Origin of the sequence: Caballeronia sp. dw_276, from assembly GCF_018449635.1 — a bacterium.
GTDB lineage: Bacteria > Pseudomonadota > Gammaproteobacteria > Burkholderiales > Burkholderiaceae > Caballeronia.
On sequence record NZ_JAAVUV010000002.1, the window covers coordinates 157,246 to 176,466 of the forward strand.

General features: G+C 59.5%; 20 protein-coding genes. 5 read left to right on the top strand and 15 right to left on the bottom strand.

The genetic code is table 11. The annotated features are described in order from the left end of the window. Positions 1-300: 300 nt before the first annotated feature. On the bottom strand, positions 301-1,005 hold the full coding sequence (locus HB633_RS03670) for an MgtC/SapB family protein (protein WP_213776719.1): 705 nt from the start codon (positions 1,003-1,005) through the stop codon (positions 301-303). 385 nt (positions 1,006-1,390) lie between these two features. Next, positions 1,391-2,866 (bottom strand): PLP-dependent aminotransferase family protein, encoded by a 1,476-nt coding sequence (locus HB633_RS03675; RefSeq protein WP_255580729.1) that lies wholly within the window; start codon positions 2,864-2,866, stop codon positions 1,391-1,393. A gap of 178 nt (positions 2,867-3,044) precedes the next feature. Here HB633_RS03675 and HB633_RS03680 point away from each other — a divergent pair, with 178 nt between their 5' ends. After that, positions 3,045-3,371 carry a hypothetical protein gene (locus tag HB633_RS03680; protein ID WP_213776720.1) on the top strand — a complete coding sequence of 109 codons (327 nt, stop codon included), beginning with the start codon at positions 3,045-3,047 and terminating at the stop codon, positions 3,369-3,371. Positions 3,372-3,374: 3 nt separating this feature from the next. Here HB633_RS03680 and HB633_RS03685 read toward each other — a convergent pair whose 3' ends face one another. The 3 genes from HB633_RS03685 to HB633_RS03695 all read right to left on the bottom strand — a co-directional run bounded on the left by HB633_RS03685 (position 3,375) and on the right by HB633_RS03695 (position 5,070). Beyond that, entirely contained in the window at positions 3,375-3,752 is a 378-nt protein-coding gene (locus tag HB633_RS03685) for a hypothetical protein (protein ID WP_213776721.1), read from the bottom strand. After that, positions 3,749-4,366, bottom strand: coding sequence for a LysR family transcriptional regulator (locus HB633_RS03690; protein WP_213776722.1), 618 nt, complete (start codon positions 4,364-4,366; stop codon positions 3,749-3,751). The genes HB633_RS03685 and HB633_RS03690 overlap by 4 nt, the downstream gene beginning before the upstream one ends. A 116-nt stretch (positions 4,367-4,482) precedes the next feature. After that, the gene (locus HB633_RS03695) at positions 4,483-5,070 is read right to left on the bottom strand and encodes a DUF4865 family protein (RefSeq protein ID WP_213776723.1); all 588 of its coding nucleotides are present in this window, start codon (positions 5,068-5,070) and stop codon (positions 4,483-4,485) included. A gap of 294 nt (positions 5,071-5,364) precedes the next feature. On the opposite strand from HB633_RS03695, the gene HB633_RS03700 reads away from it, so the two are divergent. After that, positions 5,365-6,216: a LysR family transcriptional regulator gene (locus tag HB633_RS03700; RefSeq protein ID WP_213776724.1), complete on the top strand. Its 852-nt coding sequence runs from the start codon at positions 5,365-5,367 to the stop codon at positions 6,214-6,216. Here the strand turns inward: HB633_RS03700 and HB633_RS03705 are convergent. Together HB633_RS03705 and HB633_RS03710 are read right to left on the bottom strand one after the other, a co-directional pair. Further along, positions 6,213-6,674 (bottom strand): MEKHLA domain-containing protein, encoded by a 462-nt coding sequence (locus HB633_RS03705; RefSeq protein ID WP_213776725.1) that lies wholly within the window; start codon positions 6,672-6,674, stop codon positions 6,213-6,215. The genes HB633_RS03700 and HB633_RS03705 overlap by 4 nt on opposite strands. Before the next feature lie 34 nt (positions 6,675-6,708). Next, positions 6,709-7,524, bottom strand: a complete 816-nt coding sequence (locus HB633_RS03710) for a TlpA disulfide reductase family protein (protein WP_213776726.1) — start codon at positions 7,522-7,524, stop codon at positions 6,709-6,711. A 163-nt stretch (positions 7,525-7,687) separates the two neighbouring features. Between HB633_RS03710 and HB633_RS03715 the strand changes: the two genes are divergently transcribed. Continuing rightward, positions 7,688-8,548 (top strand): glycerophosphodiester phosphodiesterase family protein, encoded by an 861-nt coding sequence (locus HB633_RS03715; RefSeq protein ID WP_255580730.1) that lies wholly within the window; start codon positions 7,688-7,690, stop codon positions 8,546-8,548. Here the strand turns inward: HB633_RS03715 and HB633_RS03720 are convergent. The 7 genes from HB633_RS03720 to HB633_RS03745 form a co-directional block, all read right to left on the bottom strand. Next, entirely contained in the window at positions 8,545-9,375 is an 831-nt protein-coding gene (locus HB633_RS03720; protein ID WP_255580731.1) for an amidohydrolase family protein, read from the bottom strand. The genes HB633_RS03715 and HB633_RS03720 overlap by 4 nt on opposite strands. After that, positions 9,372-10,394, bottom strand: a complete 1,023-nt coding sequence (locus HB633_RS03725) for an NAD(P)-dependent oxidoreductase (RefSeq protein ID WP_213776728.1) — start codon at positions 10,392-10,394, stop codon at positions 9,372-9,374. The genes HB633_RS03720 and HB633_RS03725 overlap by 4 nt, the downstream gene beginning before the upstream one ends. After that, positions 10,391-11,455, bottom strand: a complete 1,065-nt coding sequence (locus HB633_RS03730; protein ID WP_213776729.1) for a substrate-binding domain-containing protein — start codon at positions 11,453-11,455, stop codon at positions 10,391-10,393. The genes HB633_RS03725 and HB633_RS03730 overlap by 4 nt, the downstream gene beginning before the upstream one ends. Positions 11,456-11,467: 12 nt before the next feature. Continuing rightward, positions 11,468-13,411, bottom strand: a complete 1,944-nt coding sequence (locus tag HB633_RS03735; protein ID WP_213776730.1) for a TRAP transporter large permease subunit — start codon at positions 13,409-13,411, stop codon at positions 11,468-11,470. Between the two features lie 39 nt (positions 13,412-13,450). After that, positions 13,451-14,470, bottom strand: a complete 1,020-nt coding sequence (locus HB633_RS03740) for a TRAP transporter substrate-binding protein (RefSeq protein ID WP_213776731.1) — start codon at positions 14,468-14,470, stop codon at positions 13,451-13,453. Between the two features lie 154 nt (positions 14,471-14,624). Next, positions 14,625-14,759: a hypothetical protein gene (locus tag HB633_RS30760; protein ID WP_255580732.1), complete on the bottom strand. Its 135-nt coding sequence runs from the start codon at positions 14,757-14,759 to the stop codon at positions 14,625-14,627. Beyond that, positions 14,760-15,650, bottom strand: coding sequence for an NAD(P)H-binding protein (locus tag HB633_RS03745; RefSeq protein ID WP_213776732.1), 891 nt, complete (start codon positions 15,648-15,650; stop codon positions 14,760-14,762). A 185-nt stretch (positions 15,651-15,835) separates the two neighbouring features. On the opposite strand from HB633_RS03745, the gene HB633_RS03750 reads away from it, so the two are divergent. Both HB633_RS03750 and HB633_RS03755 read left to right on the top strand, forming a co-directional pair. Next, positions 15,836-16,708: an AraC family transcriptional regulator gene (locus HB633_RS03750; RefSeq protein ID WP_213776733.1), complete on the top strand. Its 873-nt coding sequence runs from the start codon at positions 15,836-15,838 to the stop codon at positions 16,706-16,708. Positions 16,709-16,718: 10 nt separating this feature from the next. Further along, positions 16,719-17,963, top strand: coding sequence for an MFS transporter (locus tag HB633_RS03755; protein ID WP_213776734.1), 1,245 nt, complete (start codon positions 16,719-16,721; stop codon positions 17,961-17,963). Here the strand turns inward: HB633_RS03755 and HB633_RS03760 are convergent. Next, positions 17,960-19,171 carry an MFS transporter gene (locus tag HB633_RS03760; protein WP_213776735.1) on the bottom strand — a complete coding sequence of 404 codons (1,212 nt, stop codon included), beginning with the start codon at positions 19,169-19,171 and terminating at the stop codon, positions 17,960-17,962. The two genes, HB633_RS03755 and HB633_RS03760, sit on opposite strands and share 4 nt — an antisense overlap. Positions 19,172-19,221: the final 50 nt, after the last annotated feature.

Here is a 19,221-nt window from a genome sequence, read left to right on the forward strand (position 1 = left end):
AAGCGCCTTGTAAACGTAGTGTATTGCTAAGCGGTGGATCGCCAACATGTCAGTGCTTGTCGTTATGCCTTGAGTGTTTGCGTGCGTCGAATATGCCCCAGATCGCGATCGCCAATCCGATTCCGAAACCGCAAGCCAACAACACATAAGTGCTCATTCGCAACCTTGAAGAATGTGAGGCGGCGCTAGAGACAGGTCCGCGCCAAAACGCCACAAACACACAGTCGTGCCGTGGCGTCGCCCGGCGAATGGTACCGGTCCATTCTTTCAAAACCCATTCCGCAACAGTGATTGTTCTGGTCAGTCGGCCAACGGGACCGTATCCAGTCCCGCCCAGCTCACACTCGACACACCTTTGTCCATGCTTAGCCTGCTCGCGACCGCTTCGACTTTCGATTGATACCGGGGATGCGTTTCAAGCGTCGCGATAACTTCCACCCGCTTCGGTTCATCGTCGATATCTCGACTGCTCAGCCCCTGGAACGACAACGGCGCGGACACCATTGAATTGGTGATGAGCGCTCGAACATTCACCTCGTCCTGCTCACGGCACACAACGGTCAGCACGTACTTGCGCAGCAGGTCGGCGGATGCGACCGGTGTGGTATTGATCGCGCGGCCGACCTCTCGCAATACGGTATTGATAAACAGGATCACCGCCGTTCCCGCCAGCGCAGGACCGTAGTGTCCAGCTCCGCAAAGCACACCGACCGCGGCGGAACACCACAAGGTAGCCGCAGTGTTGATGCCTTGAATGGCGCCTTGCTCACGCATGATGACGCCGCCGCCAAGAAAGCCGACGCCCGACACTACATATGCAGCGATCTGCGTAAGCGTGGTCGTGCCGTTACCGGTCATCGCGCCGAGCAGTACAAACAGGCATGCGCCGCACGTGACGAGTGTGATGGTGCGCAGTCCGGCGGTACGCTGACGCATTTGTCTCTCAAGACCAATGCCGATGCCGCATGCCAATGCGGCCAGAAGCGGAAGAAGATAATTCAACATGGAGCGATTCTTTAACTTGTATTTTTCGCGTGGGTTGTCGGGCGCCGGGCGCAGCGCCACCGTATTGACTCGATATGACGGTCAAATGACAACTGGCAAACCACTCGTTCGGACGTGGTTGGACACTGCGCTGAAAGCGCAGAAAAAAGGTACACGGGTAAGGTATTTCGACGCGCACCGTCTGCCTGCTGGCAGGACGGCGGCTTGAGATAAAAGCGCGAAGTCCTGCCGCTCAGGCAGCCAAACAATTCGATGGTTGATTACTGCAGGTGTCCAAGGCATCGGCCTCATTTTTAACGATGCCCGGATTCTAGGCAGTCGCCAAACGACAAGTCAACCTTTATCGAAAAGGGTCTTGGAAAAATTGGAGCTGGAAGATGTTCGGCTAATTGGCACTAAGCGCCAGTCGGCCGAGCCGCTGGAATGCATCGTCCAGGGTCTGGTCGAAGGGTTGCGCACAGCTCAATCGAATAAACGATGCAAAACGCCGCGAGTTCGAGAATATAGTCCCGGGCGCAATGCGAATTCCGTCCGCAAGCGCAGTTTCGAAGAGGCGTTCCGAGTTTGTATCAGCGGGCAATTCCACCCATAACAGCACGCCGCCCGTTGGCGCACTAAGCCGCGTCCCAGGCGGGAAATACCGCGCGATCGCTTCAGCGGTCGCAATTCGCTGAGTCATCAGGCGTTCACGCAGTTGAAACAGATGCCGGTCATAAGCCCCTGAACCCATGAACTCGGCGGCCACCAACTGGGACAAAGTTTCGTTGTTCCGGCTTTGCGCGAACTTCAGCATCTTGACGCGCGCGTGCCACCGCCCGGCCGACATCCATCCGAGCCGCAGTCCGGGTGCCAGTACCTTGTTCAGCGACACACAATGAATGACGCCGCCGTCCCTGTCCCACGCTTTCAAAGGTTTGTGCTGATCGGCTTCATCGAGGAGTTCGCGGTAAGGATCGTCCTCGATCAGCGCGACTTTGTGTTGCGCGCATAGTCGAACGAGTTCGGCCTTGCGTTCGTCGGGCATGTTGCAACCAAGCGGATTTTGCAAATGCGGGACGACAACGAGTGCCCTGATGTTCCCATAAGCACGAAGGGCCATTTCCAGTGCTTCGATGGATATCCCCGTCGACGGGCTAGTGGAAATTTCAAGCGCGCGCAGCCCAAGGCTTTCGATGATCTGCAAAACACCAAAGAACGCCGGTGATTCGATGGCAACCGTATCGCCGGCTTGCGTAACGGCGCGCAGCGCCAGATTCACGGCTTCGACCCCGCCATTGGTAACGACGACTTCTTCCGGCGACACCGTGACACCGGCGGAAAGCGCTCTCTTCGCAACCGCCTGCCTGAACGATGCACCGCCGGAGTCCCGCCCGGACTCGGTGAGCAGCGTCGGTTTCTGACGCAAGAGTTTTATCGTGAGCGCTTGCAGCCGCGCAGTCGGATAAAGCGAAGCGGCGGCAGTCGCCCCACCCAGATTCAACGCATCAGGATATTGCTGGGCTAACGCGACGACCTTCGAGATTGATTCGTGCAATCCGACAAACTGTGCCTCGCCGGGAGGCGTTGCGGTCGCGGGTTCATCGACGCAAGGTAGCTGCGCACTGCTCCGCCTTCGCACGAAATAACCTGAACGCGGTTTGGCTTGCAGCCAGCCCGCGTCCTCGAGCCGGCGGAACACCTGAAGCGCGGTGGAAAGACTGACGTGGTGCCGCGTCATCAGCACGCGCACCGACGGCATGCGGTCGCCAGGCGCCAATGTCCCGGACGTAATGACCCGTCGATAGTGCTCGGCAAGGCGCTCATAGAGCGGTTCACCTGCCATTGGGAGGTCGCGCGGCAGAGTGTCTGAAGACGTGGTCATGTGCTAATGCTGCCTGTGCGCCGGTGCGCGCGCCAGATACAGACGCGCCATAAATGAACGGATACAGATCAGGAATCGCCAATCTGTTGCGTAACAGATTCTACCGCGCTGGATCTGTCGCACAAGCATGGCCGGCAATAAGCTTGAGGCACGTTCAAGCCTGTCAGCGAGCTTAATTATGAAAACCGTCTGTTTGCATCCGGGTCAGATCCACGCTAGCCATCAACGTGCGGGAACGCAGTTGATCGCAATCGATGGCGCGCTGCGCTTGACCTATCGCGATCCTTCGCTCGACTGGCTAATGGATTTGTCGCCTCGAGTTCGCGTTGATCTGGATACGGGCGATGTCCATGTGTGTTCCTGCAACGCATGGGTAGAGGTCGAAGTGGTCGGGGAGACCACAACCATGGGCCTGCTAGCGAAGCGCGGCGTCATGGATCGATCGATCGAGAAGTTGACTGCGTGGCTCAAGGAGAAATCCCGGTCGGCATTCGCTAAAGCCTAGCGCCTACGCGACGTCCAAGACCCTTTCATGCGCAGGCGATACGGTCGGCGCAACATGAATTTGCGATGCTTCCTTGCCGCACTCGGCGATCAACCATCGCGCAAGCTGGTCCCGCGCTTCGCCAAAGCGGTCGGTTGGCGGAATCAGCAGGTAATATCCGCCGTTCGTGGTCATCGGCAGATTGCTAGCGATCGCCAGACTGCCATTACGAATCAGCGGATCGATCAACGGAATCCATCCGAGCGCAATACCCTCCCCGGCAACGGTCGCATCGATCACGTTCGAATAGCTATTGAAGGTGAAATGCCGGCTGTCGGTCGCGGGCACTACACCGTGTTCGTTGAACCAGTCGGTCCATGTAAGCCATCTTGACGGCGTCACGCCCTCAAGATGCAAGAAGCGTTGCGCAGCCGATCTCCCGCCGTTGAAGTATCCTGCGCACCTTTAAGCAATGACGGCGCGCAGACCGGGATTACCGTCTCCTGAAACAAGCGATGCGCCGCACAGCCGGACCAGCGTCCCGCACCGAACGTGATTGCGAGGTCGGCGTGGTCCCTGATTGCATCGAAATCCTGTTGCGATGAAGTAATGCGAACATCGAACTCAGGCATGAGGCTGCGCAACTCTGCAAGCCTTGGAAGCAACCAATAGGAAGCGAAACCAAAATCGGTCGCGAGGGTCAAGGTTCGGCGTCGGCGACGCGAACGAATATCGGATACTCGCGAGCGTATGCCATCCAGGCTCTCGAAAACCGCTTCAAAGAGCGACGCGCCGTCTTCGGTCAGTTCAACGCCGCGATGCAGGCGCTTGAACAAAGGCATGCCGAGATCAGCTTCGAGGGCGCTGATCCGGTGGCTCACCGCAGGCTGCGATGTCCCGAGTTCGCGCGCCGCCGCAGTGAAGTTGAGGTGCCGCGCGGCTGCATCGAAATAAGCGAGAGTCTGCAGCGGCGGAAGACGCTCGCCGCCGTCTGCAGGAGTGGAAACGCTTGCCATGGAATAAGCCCGACCGAAAATGGTTAGCGCAAATCTTAACGGCTTGGTGCCCGAGTTCCTCGTAACAAAAGCAGATATGCATATTCGCATCGTGGCTTAGCGGATCGGGCTTTGATTCATAAGGTCACCGCCTTGTCCGCGGCGAGCTTGGCCAAGCCGGGTGCTGCCAGATGCACGATTTCGTAGCCCTTGCCTTCATCGAAGGGACGTAATGGTTCCGAAGACAACGTGAATCGCACTAGCCGCCACGACTGGACATCGAGACCGACCAGCGAAGCGACCGTGTCCGGCCTTGTGCCAATCCGTTCGTTGCGCGCGGCCTCGGTTTGCTTTAACGCCTCAAGATCGGCATCTTCCTTGACCGGAATATCCTCCCGGTAAAGCGATCTGGCTTCCTTTGCCGTGCCAATCCGGAAATCGATGGGCAGCCACAACTCGATTTCCGGACGGCCGAAGCTTTCAAGCACATGCTTGAATCCGGTTCCCGTGACGAACTTTCCGGCCGCACCTTCGTCAAGCCAAAGATAAACCGACGTATAGGCGTTATTCGGAGCGTCGCTTCTGGCACGCTCGCGTAACGCAAAGGCCTTGAAGACAAGCCCCTCCGCGTTGTTCCACAATGCGCCGCGCGTACGTCCGCGGTCGCGAATCTGATTCATGTCGTAGTTTGAAGGAAGCCGATGTTCATATTGCTTGATCAACACGGTCGTACTCCTTTAAGGAAATGTCCGCTTCACCAGTTTCTTAGCATTACGCAAGCTAATGCAGTCATGCTCAGGATAAGCAACAGGCCAACGCCGATTCCAGCGATATGCGCGTAAAGCGCATATCGCATGCCGATATCTGCGTCGATGCGCTCATCCATGTAAGCTTGCTCAGTGCTAAGCGGCATCGGTCATATCCGTAGTCAATGCTGAAACATCAGCGTGTCATTGATTGACCGTTCGCGAAACGCCATTCATAGTATTTCTGTCATTAAGAACTGAAATGGATCGCCCATGAGAGCGCTCGATCTGGAAGCCGTTCAAGCCTTCGTTCTTGTCGCAGACTTGCGAAGCTTCACACGCGCCGCCGATATTCTGGACACAACGCAATCGGCGATCAGCCTGAAGCTCAAGCGCCTTGAAGAACGGCTCGGACACAAGCTCATTGAACGGACGCCGCGCATGGTGCGGCTCTCTGCCAAAGGCGATGCCTTCCTGCCGTCGGCACGCAGTCTCCTCGCCGCGCAAGAAAGCGCGATCACATCGCTGGAACGTGAGCGGACGTTATTGAAGGTGGGGATCAGTCATCACATTGTAGGAAGCGAACTGCCGTTACTGCTCAAGCACATGCATAACGCCGATCCTGCCTTGATTGTGGAGATGCGCGTGTCTACATCACGCGAGGTCGAGGCCGAGTTCGATCAGGGCGCGCTGGATGCAGCCATCGTCCTGCGCCACGATGACAACCGTCGCGACGGTGACGTCCTGCTCAATGAAACGTTTGGATGGATGGCAGCGCCCCACTGGAAACATCGCGCGGGTGAGCCTCTCAGACTTGCAACCCAGGCGTACCCGTGCCGCGTCAGAGCAATGGCGGTCGCCGCGCTGGAAGAAGCACGGATGCCGTGGACGGAAGTCTTCGTGGGCGGCGGCGTTGCTACCATAGGCGCAGCGGTTCAGGCGGGACTGGCCGTCGCGGCAATGCCCCAGCGCGTCGCGCCGCCAGGAACAATCGACGTCGGCGCGAGGTTCGGCTTACCCCCGCTGCCATCGAGAGACGTGGTCCTGTATTCATCGACGACTGACCGGCACGTGCGTTCGGCGTTGCGCACGCTAAGTCACGCGTTCAAATCGACGCCCGGCTAAACATCCTTCCATTGACGATACGTAGCCGCCTGTCCGCGATACACACCGTCATCATCAATCAGGTTCCAGACCGTTACGTTCTCGATCCAGAATCGCCTTCCCGACTTTGCAATGCGAAGGCCGCGATAACCGCTCGCATAACCTTTCGTTCGCACAGATTCCAGCAGCGCATCGCGCTCATCACGATTGGGATGTTCGGCCGACAAACGCGAGCGCAACTGCGTGAATTCGCTCCAGGAATATTCGAAGCATTTCTGTGCCGCGCGATTTGCGTACACGAAGCGCGGATCTGCATCGGTGTTGTGCGCAACGACACAGAACGGCGCGTCTTCATATAACCATTGCGCGGCGTTGCCTTGCAAATCTTCATGATCGATCAGTGGTGTACCGACAATGCGAAGATGACTGCTTACGAGCAGCTTGCAAAAGTCCTTATCAAGCGCCAACGACGTCGTCATGTGTTCAATCCATTAAGAAAATTTTCCACCGACATTATTGCGCAAGCGTGGCTGCAACGTCCGGATAGAAACGCTCCATGGCTTGCGTGAACGTCGCACGTGAAAATTGGCCAAGATGCGCCGATATGAGCCGCCCTTGTGCATCGTAGAAAAGCGTCGTTGGATACGCCCTGGCTTCAACTGCCCTTGCCACACTGAGTTGTGGATCGAGCAGCGCATTCTCGATCTTGATATCGTGCGAGTTCAGATAGTTGCTGACCGTGTTGTGCGTCTCGCCCTGATTGACGAACACAATATCAATACCTGGCAGGTTCTTCTGCGCCTCTTCCAGAACCGGCATTTCAGCCTGACATGGAGGACACCATGTCGCCCAAAGATTAACTACGACCGGACGGCCGTTTCCCTTGAAGAGTGGTCGCCGCACACCTTCCAGATCGAGCAGCGAAACGGCCGGGATGTTTTGAGGCGTGCGCGAAAAATTGATTGCTATGTTAGCGCTGCTCCACACAACGGCACCCGCGACAACCGCCGCCAATAGCGGCACGCGCATGGCCCGCCTCCGAACCGCGAACCACATCACAACACACGCTCCAGCGACCAGACCGGGAACCGGGTCGAATCCCTGATCGCGGTAATCGAGGATCTTCCACCAGTTGTCCTTGTATGCGGGCAGATAGTGCAAAGCGAATGACAGCCGCGCGACGATCAGCCCGACGAACACACTGGTAAAAAGCACGCCGTCGACATCCGCGCGGCCTTTGCGAAAGATCCATCCGGTGAAAAGTGCTGCAACGACACTGACAAAGAAAATAAGCGGTGCAATGGGTAACGTGAAAAGACCAACGTTCATCTAGATGCTGCCTGCTGTTCTGAGAGATCGGACAGTCTACGCGATCGACCATCTACTGCAGCGGAGGCGATATAGTATCGCCGGTTCGAACCTGGTATTTGATCTGGATGACAAACCAATGACATTGGGCTTTTTCAAATTTTTTAATGCAGCATCGCTTTGCATGCTTATAACGCTGCCCGCGCTCGCAGACCCGATGATCATCGCGCATCGTGGCGGTACCGGCGATACACCCGAAAACACGTTACTGGCGTTCCGCACTGCGCTCGATAACGGCGCCGATGCACTATGGATGACGGTCCAGGTGACGAGTGATCGCGTTCCGGTGCTCTACCGTCCGGGCGATCTTGGCGCGTTGACAGAAGCGCATGGACGTATTGATGACCTCACCCTAAGCGATATCGAGACACTCAATGCAGGGTATTCTTTCGAAGCAAAGGATGCATCGGGTCAGGTGAGTTATCCGTACCGTGGCAAGCCGCTGCGGATTCCCACGTTGCACCAGGCATTACAGGCCGTGCCCGCCAACGTGCCAATCATGCTCGATATGAAACAAACGCCGCCAGCGCCGCTTGTGACAGCTGTCGCGCGCGTTCTCGATGAGTCGAACGCATGGTCTCGCGTGCGTCTATATTCCACCGACGCCGTAGCCATCCAGCTCATGAAGGCTTATCCAAAAGCGCAGGTGTTCGAAACGCGCGACGCGACGCGCGATCGTCTTGTGGATCTATCGCTTGGCGGCACCTGCGATAACCCGCCGCCAGCGGGAAGCTGGGTCGGTATCGAGTTGCATAGGCAGGTCGAGGTGATCGAGCGCTTTACGCTTGGGACCGGCGTGTCCAAGGTCGACGCAAAATGGTGGACACCCGCCGCCGTGAAATGCTTCAAGACGAACGGGGACGTGAAGATCGTGGCTTTCGGCGTGGATTCCGCTGAAGCGTATGCAACCGCGTCGAAGTTGGGAATCGACGCGGTCATGACGGATTCACCGCGTTCGATGCGTGGTGAAAAGCAGTCGCGCTAAAACCCGTAAAGCGCGGCTGGATTACTGGCAAGTATCTTCCTGCGAACTGATTCGTCAGGCGCCCAGTGCGACAACAACGCGAGCATCTCGGCGGCGTCTGGCCGCACCTTACGACCCGGATGCGGCCAGTTGCTCGCCCATAAACACCGCTCGGGACTATGTTCTATCAAGGCATGGGCGAGCGTGCTGACATCGTCGTATAGCGGCGGTCCAATCTTCGATGTTTCGTATGGCGCCGATACCTTCACCCATGTTCGCCCTGCATCGAGCAGATTCAAAAGGCTTCTGAAGCCGGGATGATCAGTCGCAACCGGCTCGAGAAACTTGCCGATATGATCGATCGTCAGCAAGCACGGCAGCGCACGCAAACGCGTTTCAAATTGCGCCAACTCGCGGCCATCGAGTTGAAGGTTGATCACCCAGCCGAATTCCGCAATGCGAGCCGCCATGGCTTCGAGGTCGTCCCATGCGAGCACGCCGCCGCTGCCAGGAATCATCATGAAGCGCACGCCACGCACACCTGCGTCGTGCATAGCTTCCAGTTCGGCAGGTGACGTATCAGGCCGGATCACCACGATGCCGCGCGCCGCGCCGCCAGACAATTGCAATGCGTCGAGCAGGCATCGGTTGTCGAAGGCGTAACCCGTCGGCTGCACAAGGATTGCTCGCGTGAGTCCCAGGCGCTGCTGCACTTTTTGGTAGTCGCTCCACGAGGCCTGCGGTGGTCCGTACGTCGATGTGCTTGCAAGCGGGTATCGTTCAAGCTCGTAAATATGAACGTGACAGTCGCACGCATTGTCGGGCATGTTGGCAAACGCGTCGTTCAAGACTGCTCTCCTTGCAAGGCGCCGGCGAATCCCGGCAAACGCGCGAGTCGCGCGGCATGTTCTGCGTTGACCGCATGATCGGGCATGACGCCGTTGAGCAGCGAGCGCACCTGACGCACGGTATCCATGGCCTGATGCTCGATCGCCGACGGCGTCAAACCGCCAACATGCGGACTGGCCACAAGCTTTGGATGCGCGGCGAGCGCCGGGGTCGGCATTTGATCGGGCGCACGTCCCACGTCCACGGCAGCGCCAGCTATCACATTGGTATCGAGCGCATGCAGCAATGCGCTATCGTCAACAAGTTCGCCTCGCGAAGCATTGATGAAAAACGCGTCCCGCCGCATGCGTGCAAAGGCCGCGCTATTGAACAGGTCAGCGGTGGCGGGCGTGGCGGGCGCCAGGCACACCACATAGTCGCCGCGTTTCAACACTTCTTCGAACGGGACCTGCTCTATTCCGGGTTCCTTGATCGTCACCATCGGGTCAGAGACAATCACGCGCATTCCCATTGCAATGCCGAGTTCCGCAAGCCGCTTGCCGATAAACCCATATCCCACGATCCCAAGCACCGAACCGCGCAATTCGCGTCCCATCGCAATGACAGGCGCCTGTTTTTGCCAGTAGGCCGCTGCCGCTGCGCTAATGCCGCGGCTCAGATCGATCATCACACCGATCACCCACTCGGCAACGGACGTGTCGAAGCCTGGCGTTGCTTGCGTGACGAGCACGCCGTGACGGCTCGCGGCATCCACATCGATATTGCGGATGTCCACCGCCACGCGGCAATAGGCAAGCAACTCAGGTAGTTGATCGAATAGTGCGGCGGGCGCGGCTGCATCGCGGCTTGCAATCACGATCTCGTGACCTTGTGCTTCGCGAATGAGTTCATCGAGCGATAACGGCCGGCCGAGCGAGTTGATGGTTACGTCGCCCAGCGTCTTCAGTTCGGTCAATGCCCGCTCGCCGTAGTAGTTCTTGAGCGCATCGGACGAGTGAGTCAGGTAGATCTTCGTCATTTGGAGAGTGCCGCCTTTTTGGCGCGCGCCGGCTTGGCGACCGACTGACGCATGATTAACGTAGGTTGAAAAAGAAAGTCGGCAGCGGGCAGATCCGGCTGGGTCGAACGGGCGATCGCGCGCTCGACCATGGTGCTCGCCATCTCGGCAAGCGGCATGGCAACGGACGTGAGGCCCGGGCTCACGAAAGCCGCCACGGATAAACCATCCATGCCGACAACGGAGACATCGTCGGGCACCCGCAAGCCAAGTTGCTGCAGACCCGACATCAGGCCGATTGCCAGCATGTCGTTGACGGTGACAATGCCCGTTGGCATCCATCGCAATGTCGCGACCTGGCTTGCCATGGCGAAGCCCAGGTCCGCGAGTTCGGAATCGCCAAACGCCTCGGAAACCTGCCCTTCTATGACACTCGCCGTACAGCGCTGCCCTTCGCGCGACACCCGTTCGCGAAAGCCGTCGATCTTGTCGCCGCGGCTTACCGTCTTGCCGCCTGGCACGAGGAACGCGAGGCGCTTGTGACCGTGCGCGATCAGATGATCCGCCGCGAGATAACCCGCCTGATAGTTGTCCGCAGACACGTGATCGACCAGCGAATGGCTGCCGTTGTTCGCACTGCGGTCGTAGCTCACGACCGCGAGTCCGCGCGCGACGGCTTCGTCGAGATGGCGTTCATCGTCGAGGGAAGAAACGATGATCACCGCGCGCACGCCGAACGACAACAGGTCGTCGAACATGCGCGATTCCTGCTGCTTGTCACGATGCGTATTGCCCAGCAGCAGCCGGTAGTTGAAGCGCGTCTGCGCCGCCGCTTCGACGTTGAGCGCAAGCTGGCCATACATGGGGTTCGCGGTCGAAGGCACGAGCAGGCCGAGCATCGGCGTGTGCCCTGTCTTCAGCTGGCGAGCCGCGCGGTTTGGACGGAACGCGAGCGTACGGATCGCTTCTTCCACCCGCGAATAAGTTTCCGCGCTGAGCTTCTCGGTGCGCCCGTTGAGCACATTTGAAACTGAACTCGTCGATACCCCCGCGAGCGCCGCGACGTCGTGAATCGTAGCCATGGGTTATCCGCTTCAGGCCATGTTGAAATGTCGCGGCAGCCATAACGAAATGGACGGCACGAGGACCAGTAGAACGAGCATCACGACCAGCAAGGCAAGATACTTGAGCATGCGCCGCGAGACATCTTCAACGCGCGTTCCTGTCATGGCGCATGTGGCGCAGAGACCGAGGCCGAACGGCGGCGAGAACAGGCCGAGTCCCATTGCAGTGACGGCAATCGTGCCGAAATGCAGCGGGTTGATCCCTACCTGAACGGCGATGGGTACGAGCAGCGGCCCGAAGATGATCAGCGCGGGCGCGCCCTCCAGCACGGCGCCAAAGACGATCATGATCAGCACCGATACCGCCAGGAACGCCACGCTCCCGTAGTTGTGCGCGAGCGCGAGCATCCCGGCCGACAACATTGCGGGAATTTGCAGGATGGTCAGCGCAAATGCCACGCTGGATGCCGCCGCGATAATGAACAGGATGCCAGCGGCCATCGCGGCAGCGCGCACGAATAACGCCGCGATGGCGCGCGGCGTAAGCTCTCGAAACGTAATGCCGCCGACCACGAGCGCATAGACCACGGCAAACGCGGACACTTCGGTCGATGTCGCGACGCCCGAGGTCACGCCCTTGCCAATCATGATGACCATCACCAACGCCACCAGCGCGCCGCCCAGCAGCCTGAAAATCGGCTTTCGGCTCGCAAACGCCGTCTTCGGATCGACCTTCTTGCCGAAGATAACCACGAGCGTTGCAAGCGCCATCGCCATCACCACAGCGGGGACGATGCCCGCAAGAAACAGCCCGCCAATCGAGATGTTCGCGACAAAGCCGATAATGATCATGTTGATGCAGGGCGGAATGGTCTCGGCCATCACGCCCGATGCCGCAAGTACCGCAGCGGTCTCGTTCGGGTCCTGCTTCGTGCGCCGTACCGCCGGCACGACAATGCCGCCGACCGCCGCGATATCCGCGAGCTTCGATCCCGATACACCCGAGAAGAACGCGGTCGCGAGAATGGCGATGAGGTTCATCGATCCCCGCACGCGGCCGAAAATGCGCACCAGCAATTCGATCAACCGCGACGACATGCCGTTCACTTCCATCACGAGGCCCGCCAGCACGAAGAACGGAATGGCAAGCAATACGAAGTGATCCATGCCGGCCATCACTTGCTGCGAGTAGATGATCATCGGCAGGCTTGGGTCGCTGATGAAGTACAGCAAGGCCGAGAGCGCGAGCACAAACGCGATGGGCACACCCACCATCAATCCGCCGATAAACCCGGCCAGCAGCATCGCCCAGGGCGCAATGGCGTATTGCTCGAACGCCGTGTTCCAGCCCCACACGGCAGCGGCCGCAACGCAGCAGGCAAGCAGCGTGAACCATGTTGTGCGCGTTGCACCGGTGATCGCGCTCGCGACTGCAACCACGGTCATCAGCAACGCGCCAAGCAATACGGGAAGCACGTTGAGCCATTGAGGCAGGCCCATCGGCGTGGTCACGTTTGCCGAGTCTTCGAGCAACAGCCACGCAGAATACGCAAGACCGCCCGCAGTTCCCGCGATGACCCAATAACCAATCTGCAACGCAGCCGGACGCCACGAAAGCGGCAACAGAGCGCGAAAGAAATCGATGTTCACATGCTGCCTGCGCGCGAGCACGGTCGCGCCGCCGAGGAACACCATCATGATCATCAGGCCGCGTGCGACCTCTTCTGCCCAGTCGACCGGATGATGCACGAAGTATCGGAGGATGACCGAGACGAACACCACCAGCACGTCCACGCCGAGCACCACAGCGCACAGGCGTTCGATGAACGTGCACAACGTGGCAAGCAGATGTCCGCCCGTGGTCAGCGTACCGAAGCCCCACGTGCCCGAGGTAATAACCGGCCCCGCCACTTCAGCCGGCGCTTCCGCAATGTGCAGGTCATGCGTGGCGATGTTGCCAAGTGATTCGTTCATGTCGGTTCTCGATCCTCGATACTTCAAGCGTATGCAGACTCAGGCGCGCGCAGCGTCGATTGCGGCAAGCACGGGCGCCGTCACCGGATTGCTTTGCGTGAACGGCACCCACAGCTTCTCGCGCATCAGCTTGCGGATGTTGGCGCGCTCGGCGTCCGCCATCGGATAGAAGGTCATGCCCGCTTTCTTGAGCGACGCGATGGCGTCCGCGCCCTTGGTCGCCGCAGCCTGCCGCTGATAAAGACTCGCTTCATGCGCGGCTTCACGGAATTGCGGCTTGATTGCATCGGGGATCTTCGAGAGGCCGCGCTTGCCGATCACCGTAATGCACGGGCTGAACAAGTGATTGGTCTGCCAGCTGTTCTGCACGACTTCGTTGAGCTTGTTCGAGAGCACACTCGCCGCATCATGCTCGAAGCCTTCGACCACGCCCGTCTGCACGGCGGTGTACACCTCGTTGAAAGCGATAGGCGTCGGGATCGCGCCCATCAGCTTGAACGTTTCGATAAACGCCTGCGTTGGCAACACGCGCAGCTTCACGTTCTTCAACTGCGCGATGTCCTTGATTGCAGGCTTCGTGTACACGCTGCGCGCGTTGAAGTGCGAACCCCAGCCAACCACTGAGCAACCTGTGCGCGTTTGCAGCAGCTTGTCGTAGACATCGGCGACGCCATGGTCGACCGACTTGCCGACATGCGCCCAGTCATCGAAGAGAAAACCGAGATCGAGCAGCGCGAGTTCAGGTAGCGCCGTGGCCCAGATCGAACTACCCGTGATCATCATGTCGATGGAACCAAGCCGCACTTGCTGGACGACGTCCGCCTCCTTGCCCAATTGCCCGTTCGGAAAAAAGTCGACGCGAATCTGGTCGCCCACGCTCTTCTTCAAATTTTCCTGAAGACGCTGGTAGTAGATGTAGTGCGCGGAGTTTTCGTCGGCGGTCATCGTCGATGAAAAGCGCAACTGAACGGGCGCCGCAGCGCGGCCGATTTGTGGCACCGCAAACGTGGCCGCAGCCGCGCCGGCCGCCTGCAAGAAGTGACGACGTGAAGCCTGCATGTCTTTGTCTCCGTCTGATTTTGTAGTTTGGTAGAACGTTTTACTAAATCGTTGCACCGATCATAGGGACATTTTTTTAAGGCTTCAATATCCGAGGGTTAACACGGTTGATAGGGGAATACCCCGGACCGGCCGGGGAGCGCGGAGCCGCGCGTCAGAAGAAGATGAAGTCGTCGTTGCTATCGGGAATGGCGTCGATCAAGCGTTGCAGTGAATGCCCGCCGATCCATCCCGCAAGCATGATCACAACGGTAACGCACATGCGTGCCAGCATGGATCGCGGGCGCATTCAACGCGCCGCCGTTGCGTTCGTTGGCAATACGGAAGCCAGTACCTCGAATAACTCCGTCTTGCCGAAGCGGCGTTCGCTGAGCGCCTGAACATCGATGCCGCCTGCATTGTGCGTGTCGTAAAGATCCGTGATGAGCTTTGCGTGTTCAGCGCTCAGGCCGGCACGCTGCAGCGTGGGAGTCCATTGATCGCGTGACAGTTCATGCGCGGTGATCTCGCGGCTGCTGACTTCACTCAGCGTGCGGGCGACATCGAGCGCGCTGACGCGGCGCGGACCTTCCACGCTGACGGTGCGCAGCGAGTCGGCGTATCCACGATCGAGCAGCAGTTCGGCCGCAAGCCGTCCCACATCTTGCGCGGCAACCGTCGGAAAGCGTTTGCTCAGCGGATGATGCAAAGACGGCAGAATCCCGGTCGATAAAGCCATCGGCAGCACGCGCGCCCAATTCTGCATATGCTCTGCGGCGCGCAACAACGTCAGGTTTTTCACCACCGGCTTCAACTGCTTTTCCAGTGCGTGAAATAGCATGGTAATGCCCGTACCGCGTTCCACCTCCGCGCCATAGTCGGACAACGCAAGGACCCGTGACGGTGGATGGGCGCGTAACGCCTCGACGATTACATCGATCATGCGACGCATCGTATTGGCCGGATGAGCGTCGCCGACGGGCACGGGGCAGAGGATCTGCACGGCGTCCGCGCCGCGAATGGCGTTCGCCACGGACGCTGTATCGAGTAAATCAGCGAATGCGATTTCGCATCCAAAATGCGCCAGGTCCGAGCCTTGTTGCTTGCTCCTGACCACCGCACGGACCGCCTGTCCGCTACTGCGCAAAGCGGCCACCGTTGCCCTTCCCACTTTTCCTGAAGCACCGAATGTCACGATCATGTGCTGCTCCTTTGCTTGTCTGGATGCTGCATCGTAGGAAAAAACGCCATTCGCGGCGCGCACGCGTAGATAACAATGCGCAGATCCGGATGATTGTTTTGTGCCTTGCATCATGGCTTCATCTGCCAAGCAAAACGGCGAAAAACCCCGCACAATGCACGGTGCTTCCCGCCCAAGGAGTCGTCATGAACACAGCCACGCCCCTATCCTCCGGTTCACGCGTCAATCTGCGCTCGAGCAAGGACCGCGGGTGGAACGGCTTCGGCGCGGCGCTGCTGGGAATATCGGCGGGCGTGCACCGGATTCCCGCCATGCCGCATCACGTGGTCGGCGTGCACGTCGGTCCACCGGTCGTGGCGCGCTGTGTCACGAGCGAGTATCGGCTCTCGCGCGTGCAAGCGCATGGCGATGCCGACGTAATTCCGGCAGGACTCGAAGGCCAATGGACCGATGAATCCGACTGCACGATCCTGAGCATCTGGATAAGCGAGCCGTTCGCAACCAGGACGCTGGAACAACTGGATGTGCGGCCAAGCCGTGCGCGGATTCGTCCGCAACTTCAGATGCGCGACCCTCGTTTCCAGCATCTTGCCTGGGCCTTGCGCGCTGAGCTCGAGGCCGACGATACCTCGGACCCGTTGTACGCTGAAAGCCTTTGCACCGCGATGATCGTGCGTCTGGTCGATGGCGGCGTAACCAGCGCCGCGCTCGAAAGCCGCCGTCGCACGCTGGCGCCGCGAACGACGGCAAGGATCGTCGAATTCATTGAAGACAATTTGGATCAGCGTCTGACGCTCGATGAACTCGCCGCGCTTGCCCGACTCAGCGTGCCGCATTTTAAGGTGTTGTTTCGCGAAACGCTCGGTTTGCCGGTGCATCGGTATGTGATCCAGCGGCGCGTGGAACGTGCAAAGGTGCTGCTGTTGCAAGGCAAGCTCAGCACGAGCCAGATTGCACTCGATACGGGCTTCGCGCATCAGAGCCACATGGCGCACTGGATGAACCGGCTGCTCGGACTCACACCGCGCGAGATCGCGAAGGCGCGCGCGGATGCATAAAATTCATTGAATGACCGATATTCAGAACACATCCCAAGCATCAGCTTCCGCACAAAACGCCGACCTCGGCTTGTGGGCGCTCACCTTCAGTTATGTGCTCAGCCAGTTCTTTCGCAGCTATGTGGCGGTGATATCGACACAGCTCATCGGCGATTTCCATTTCACGCCGCGAATGTTCGGCTGGTTTTCCGGCGCGTTCTTTCTCATCTTTGCGATCGCGCAAATCCCGGTCGGCATGCTGTTCGATCGCTTCGGCGTGCGTTATCCGACGGCCGTGCTGATGGCCATCGGTACGGTGAGCGTGGCGCTTTTATCGATGACGACGGACCCTGCCATGGCGATCATCGCGCAGGCCGGAATCGGCTTGGGATGCGCGCCGGTCTTCATGGGCTTGCTGAACCATGTGCTACGCGGCATTCAGGGCGGCAGTGCGCGCAGCGTTCGCGCGATCACCACCGCGAGCGCGATCGGCATGATTGGAGGATTGATCGCGGCGTTCCCGCTGAGCCGCGCGACATCGGTTTATGGATGGCGGCCGGCGATGGGACTATCGGCGGCATTCATGCTGATCGCGACGCTCGGCGTTGCATTTTTCGTGCAGCGTCGCGACGATATCCCTTCGCACAACGCACATCCGGCCGCACGGGAAACATCGCGCGGCAAGAGCGGCATGTGGACCCTGATGCCCGTGTGTCTCGCCATGTCGGTGGGCGCGACGTTTCGCACGTCGTGGGGCGGGCCGTATCTCGCCGACGTATTCGGCTTCGATGTCATCGCCCGGGGCAACGCCATGACCATCACGAGCATCGCGGGAATTGCGGCGTCGTTCTGCATTCCGGTACTCGTGCGACGCATGGCGCCCAAAGCGCTGACGCTCGGATGGCTCGCAGCGGGAATTTTCGCCGCGCTCGTGCTTGCATCGACGCCTGCGCGAAGCCCGGCCGTCAGCGTCGCCGCGATCTGCCTGCTGCTGTCCGTGGGCGCCATTCATCCGCTCGTGATGTCGCAGGCGCGCGGCATCATCGCACCCGCGAAGCTCGGGCTTGGCCTTGGGTTGCTTAACAGCCTCGTGTTTCTGGGCGTGGCGCTGGCAAGCAGCATCTTCGGCCTGATCGCGGGGCATGCGCTGCATGCGGGGGTATCGAATGCTGACCTGTATTCGCGCTTGTTTCTGGTGACGGCCGTGCCGCTCGTGATCGGCGCGATTGCCTACTGGTTCAGTCCCGCCGGCCCCGCTGCACGCAAAAAAACCTAGTTCACCTCGCGTGCCATCCGCGCGCTTTTACCCAGACCGCTCGCGACCACCGTCATTGCAGCCAGCACGATAAGCGCAATGCCGTACACATCAGTCGTCAGCCGCAGGCCGACCACGTGCGCCATCGTTCCCGCGAGGATCGCCGGCACGCTGAACGCCAGATAGCTCAGTACATACAACGCCGCCATCAGCCCCGCCCGTTCATGCGCCTCTGCGAGCGGCAGGACCGAGCGCAGCGCGCCTTGAAAAGCCGAGCCAAAACCCATCCCTGCGATGATCGTACCGGCAAAAAATATCCCTGCGTTGCCCGCGTGCACGCCGGTGAGCGTGATCAGCAAACCGGCCGCAAGCACGATTGCGCCGGTCAGCAACAAGCGCAAGGTGCTCATCGAACGCAAAAGCAGTACGGCAACGAGGCCGCCCGTGGTCAGCGCAAACACGACCCAGCCGCCGGTGGTGGCATCGTTGGTTCCGGTGACAGCGCGCGCAAGCGATGGCCCCAGCGATAAATAGAAACCGCCCAGCGCCCACACCGCGACGTTGACCGGCGCGATGCGCAGCAACGCCCCACGCGCCACCGATGGAACCCGCACGCGTGGCACCAGCGAAGCCAGCGTGCCCGGAAGCCGGCTCACGGTTTCGGGCAACACCAAAACCCAAACCGCCTGCAATACAAACAACGCGATCAACACGATATAAACCAGCCGCATGGGCGCCGGCGCATGTTCCACCAGCATGCTCGATCCAAGCGCGCCCACGCCCATGCCCAACAACGGCGACAGCGTATTGACCAGGGAACCGCGTGTACGACTCGCATCGAGTATCGCCGCGCCCAGCGCGCTCGTCGCCGCGCCGGTCGCGAAGCCCTGCAGCACGCGCGCCAGGATCAGGATGCCGACGCTGCGGGCATCGGCGAAAACCAGCATGGCGACGACCTCCAGCACGATCCCGCCCACAATAACCGGACGCCGGCCGATGTGATCGGAAAGCGAGCCGGTTGTGAGCAACGCCGCGAGCAAACTGAACGCGTAACTGGCGAACACCAGCGTGACCATCGCCGACGAAAAGCCCCAAGCCTCCTGATACACACGATAAAGCGGCGTAGGCGCGCTGGATGCCGCGAAAAACGTCGATGAAGCGAGTGCATACAGCCAGAGCGCTTGTGACGAAGGCGGGCGGGACGACTTCAGGGTGGTATCGATAGCCATTGCACTCTCCGGCGAATAAACGCAAAATAATTGCTTTAGCGGATTGTGCG

Coding starts and splice junctions, on each gene's coding strand:
- HB633_RS03670 (WP_213776719.1), bottom strand. CDS start 1,005: ATGTTGAATTATCTTCTTCCGCTTCTGGCCGCATTGGCATGCGGCATC.
- HB633_RS03675 (WP_255580729.1), bottom strand. CDS start 2,866: ATGACCACGTCTTCAGACACTCTGCCGCGCGACCTCCCAATGGCAGGT.
- HB633_RS03680 (WP_213776720.1), top strand. CDS start 3,045: ATGAAAACCGTCTGTTTGCATCCGGGTCAGATCCACGCTAGCCATCAA.
- HB633_RS03690 (WP_213776722.1), bottom strand. CDS start 4,366: ATGGCAAGCGTTTCCACTCCTGCAGACGGCGGCGAGCGTCTTCCGCCG.
- HB633_RS03700 (WP_213776724.1), top strand. CDS start 5,365: ATGAGAGCGCTCGATCTGGAAGCCGTTCAAGCCTTCGTTCTTGTCGCA.
- HB633_RS03705 (WP_213776725.1), bottom strand. CDS start 6,674: ATGACGACGTCGTTGGCGCTTGATAAGGACTTTTGCAAGCTGCTCGTA.
- HB633_RS03710 (WP_213776726.1), bottom strand. CDS start 7,524: ATGAACGTTGGTCTTTTCACGTTACCCATTGCACCGCTTATTTTCTTT.
- HB633_RS03715 (WP_255580730.1), top strand. CDS start 7,688: ATGCTTATAACGCTGCCCGCGCTCGCAGACCCGATGATCATCGCGCAT.
- HB633_RS03725 (WP_213776728.1), bottom strand. CDS start 10,394: ATGACGAAGATCTACCTGACTCACTCGTCCGATGCGCTCAAGAACTAC.
- HB633_RS03730 (WP_213776729.1), bottom strand. CDS start 11,455: ATGGCTACGATTCACGACGTCGCGGCGCTCGCGGGGGTATCGACGAGT.
- HB633_RS03735 (WP_213776730.1), bottom strand. CDS start 13,411: ATGAACGAATCACTTGGCAACATCGCCACGCATGACCTGCACATTGCG.
- HB633_RS03740 (WP_213776731.1), bottom strand. CDS start 14,470: ATGCAGGCTTCACGTCGTCACTTCTTGCAGGCGGCCGGCGCGGCTGCG.
- HB633_RS30760 (WP_255580732.1), bottom strand. CDS start 14,759: ATGCGCCCGCGATCCATGCTGGCACGCATGTGCGTTACCGTTGTGATC.
- HB633_RS03745 (WP_213776732.1), bottom strand. CDS start 15,650: ATGATCGTGACATTCGGTGCTTCAGGAAAAGTGGGAAGGGCAACGGTG.
- HB633_RS03750 (WP_213776733.1), top strand. CDS start 15,836: ATGAACACAGCCACGCCCCTATCCTCCGGTTCACGCGTCAATCTGCGC.
- HB633_RS03755 (WP_213776734.1), top strand. CDS start 16,719: ATGACCGATATTCAGAACACATCCCAAGCATCAGCTTCCGCACAAAAC.
- HB633_RS03760 (WP_213776735.1), bottom strand. CDS start 19,171: ATGGCTATCGATACCACCCTGAAGTCGTCCCGCCCGCCTTCGTCACAA.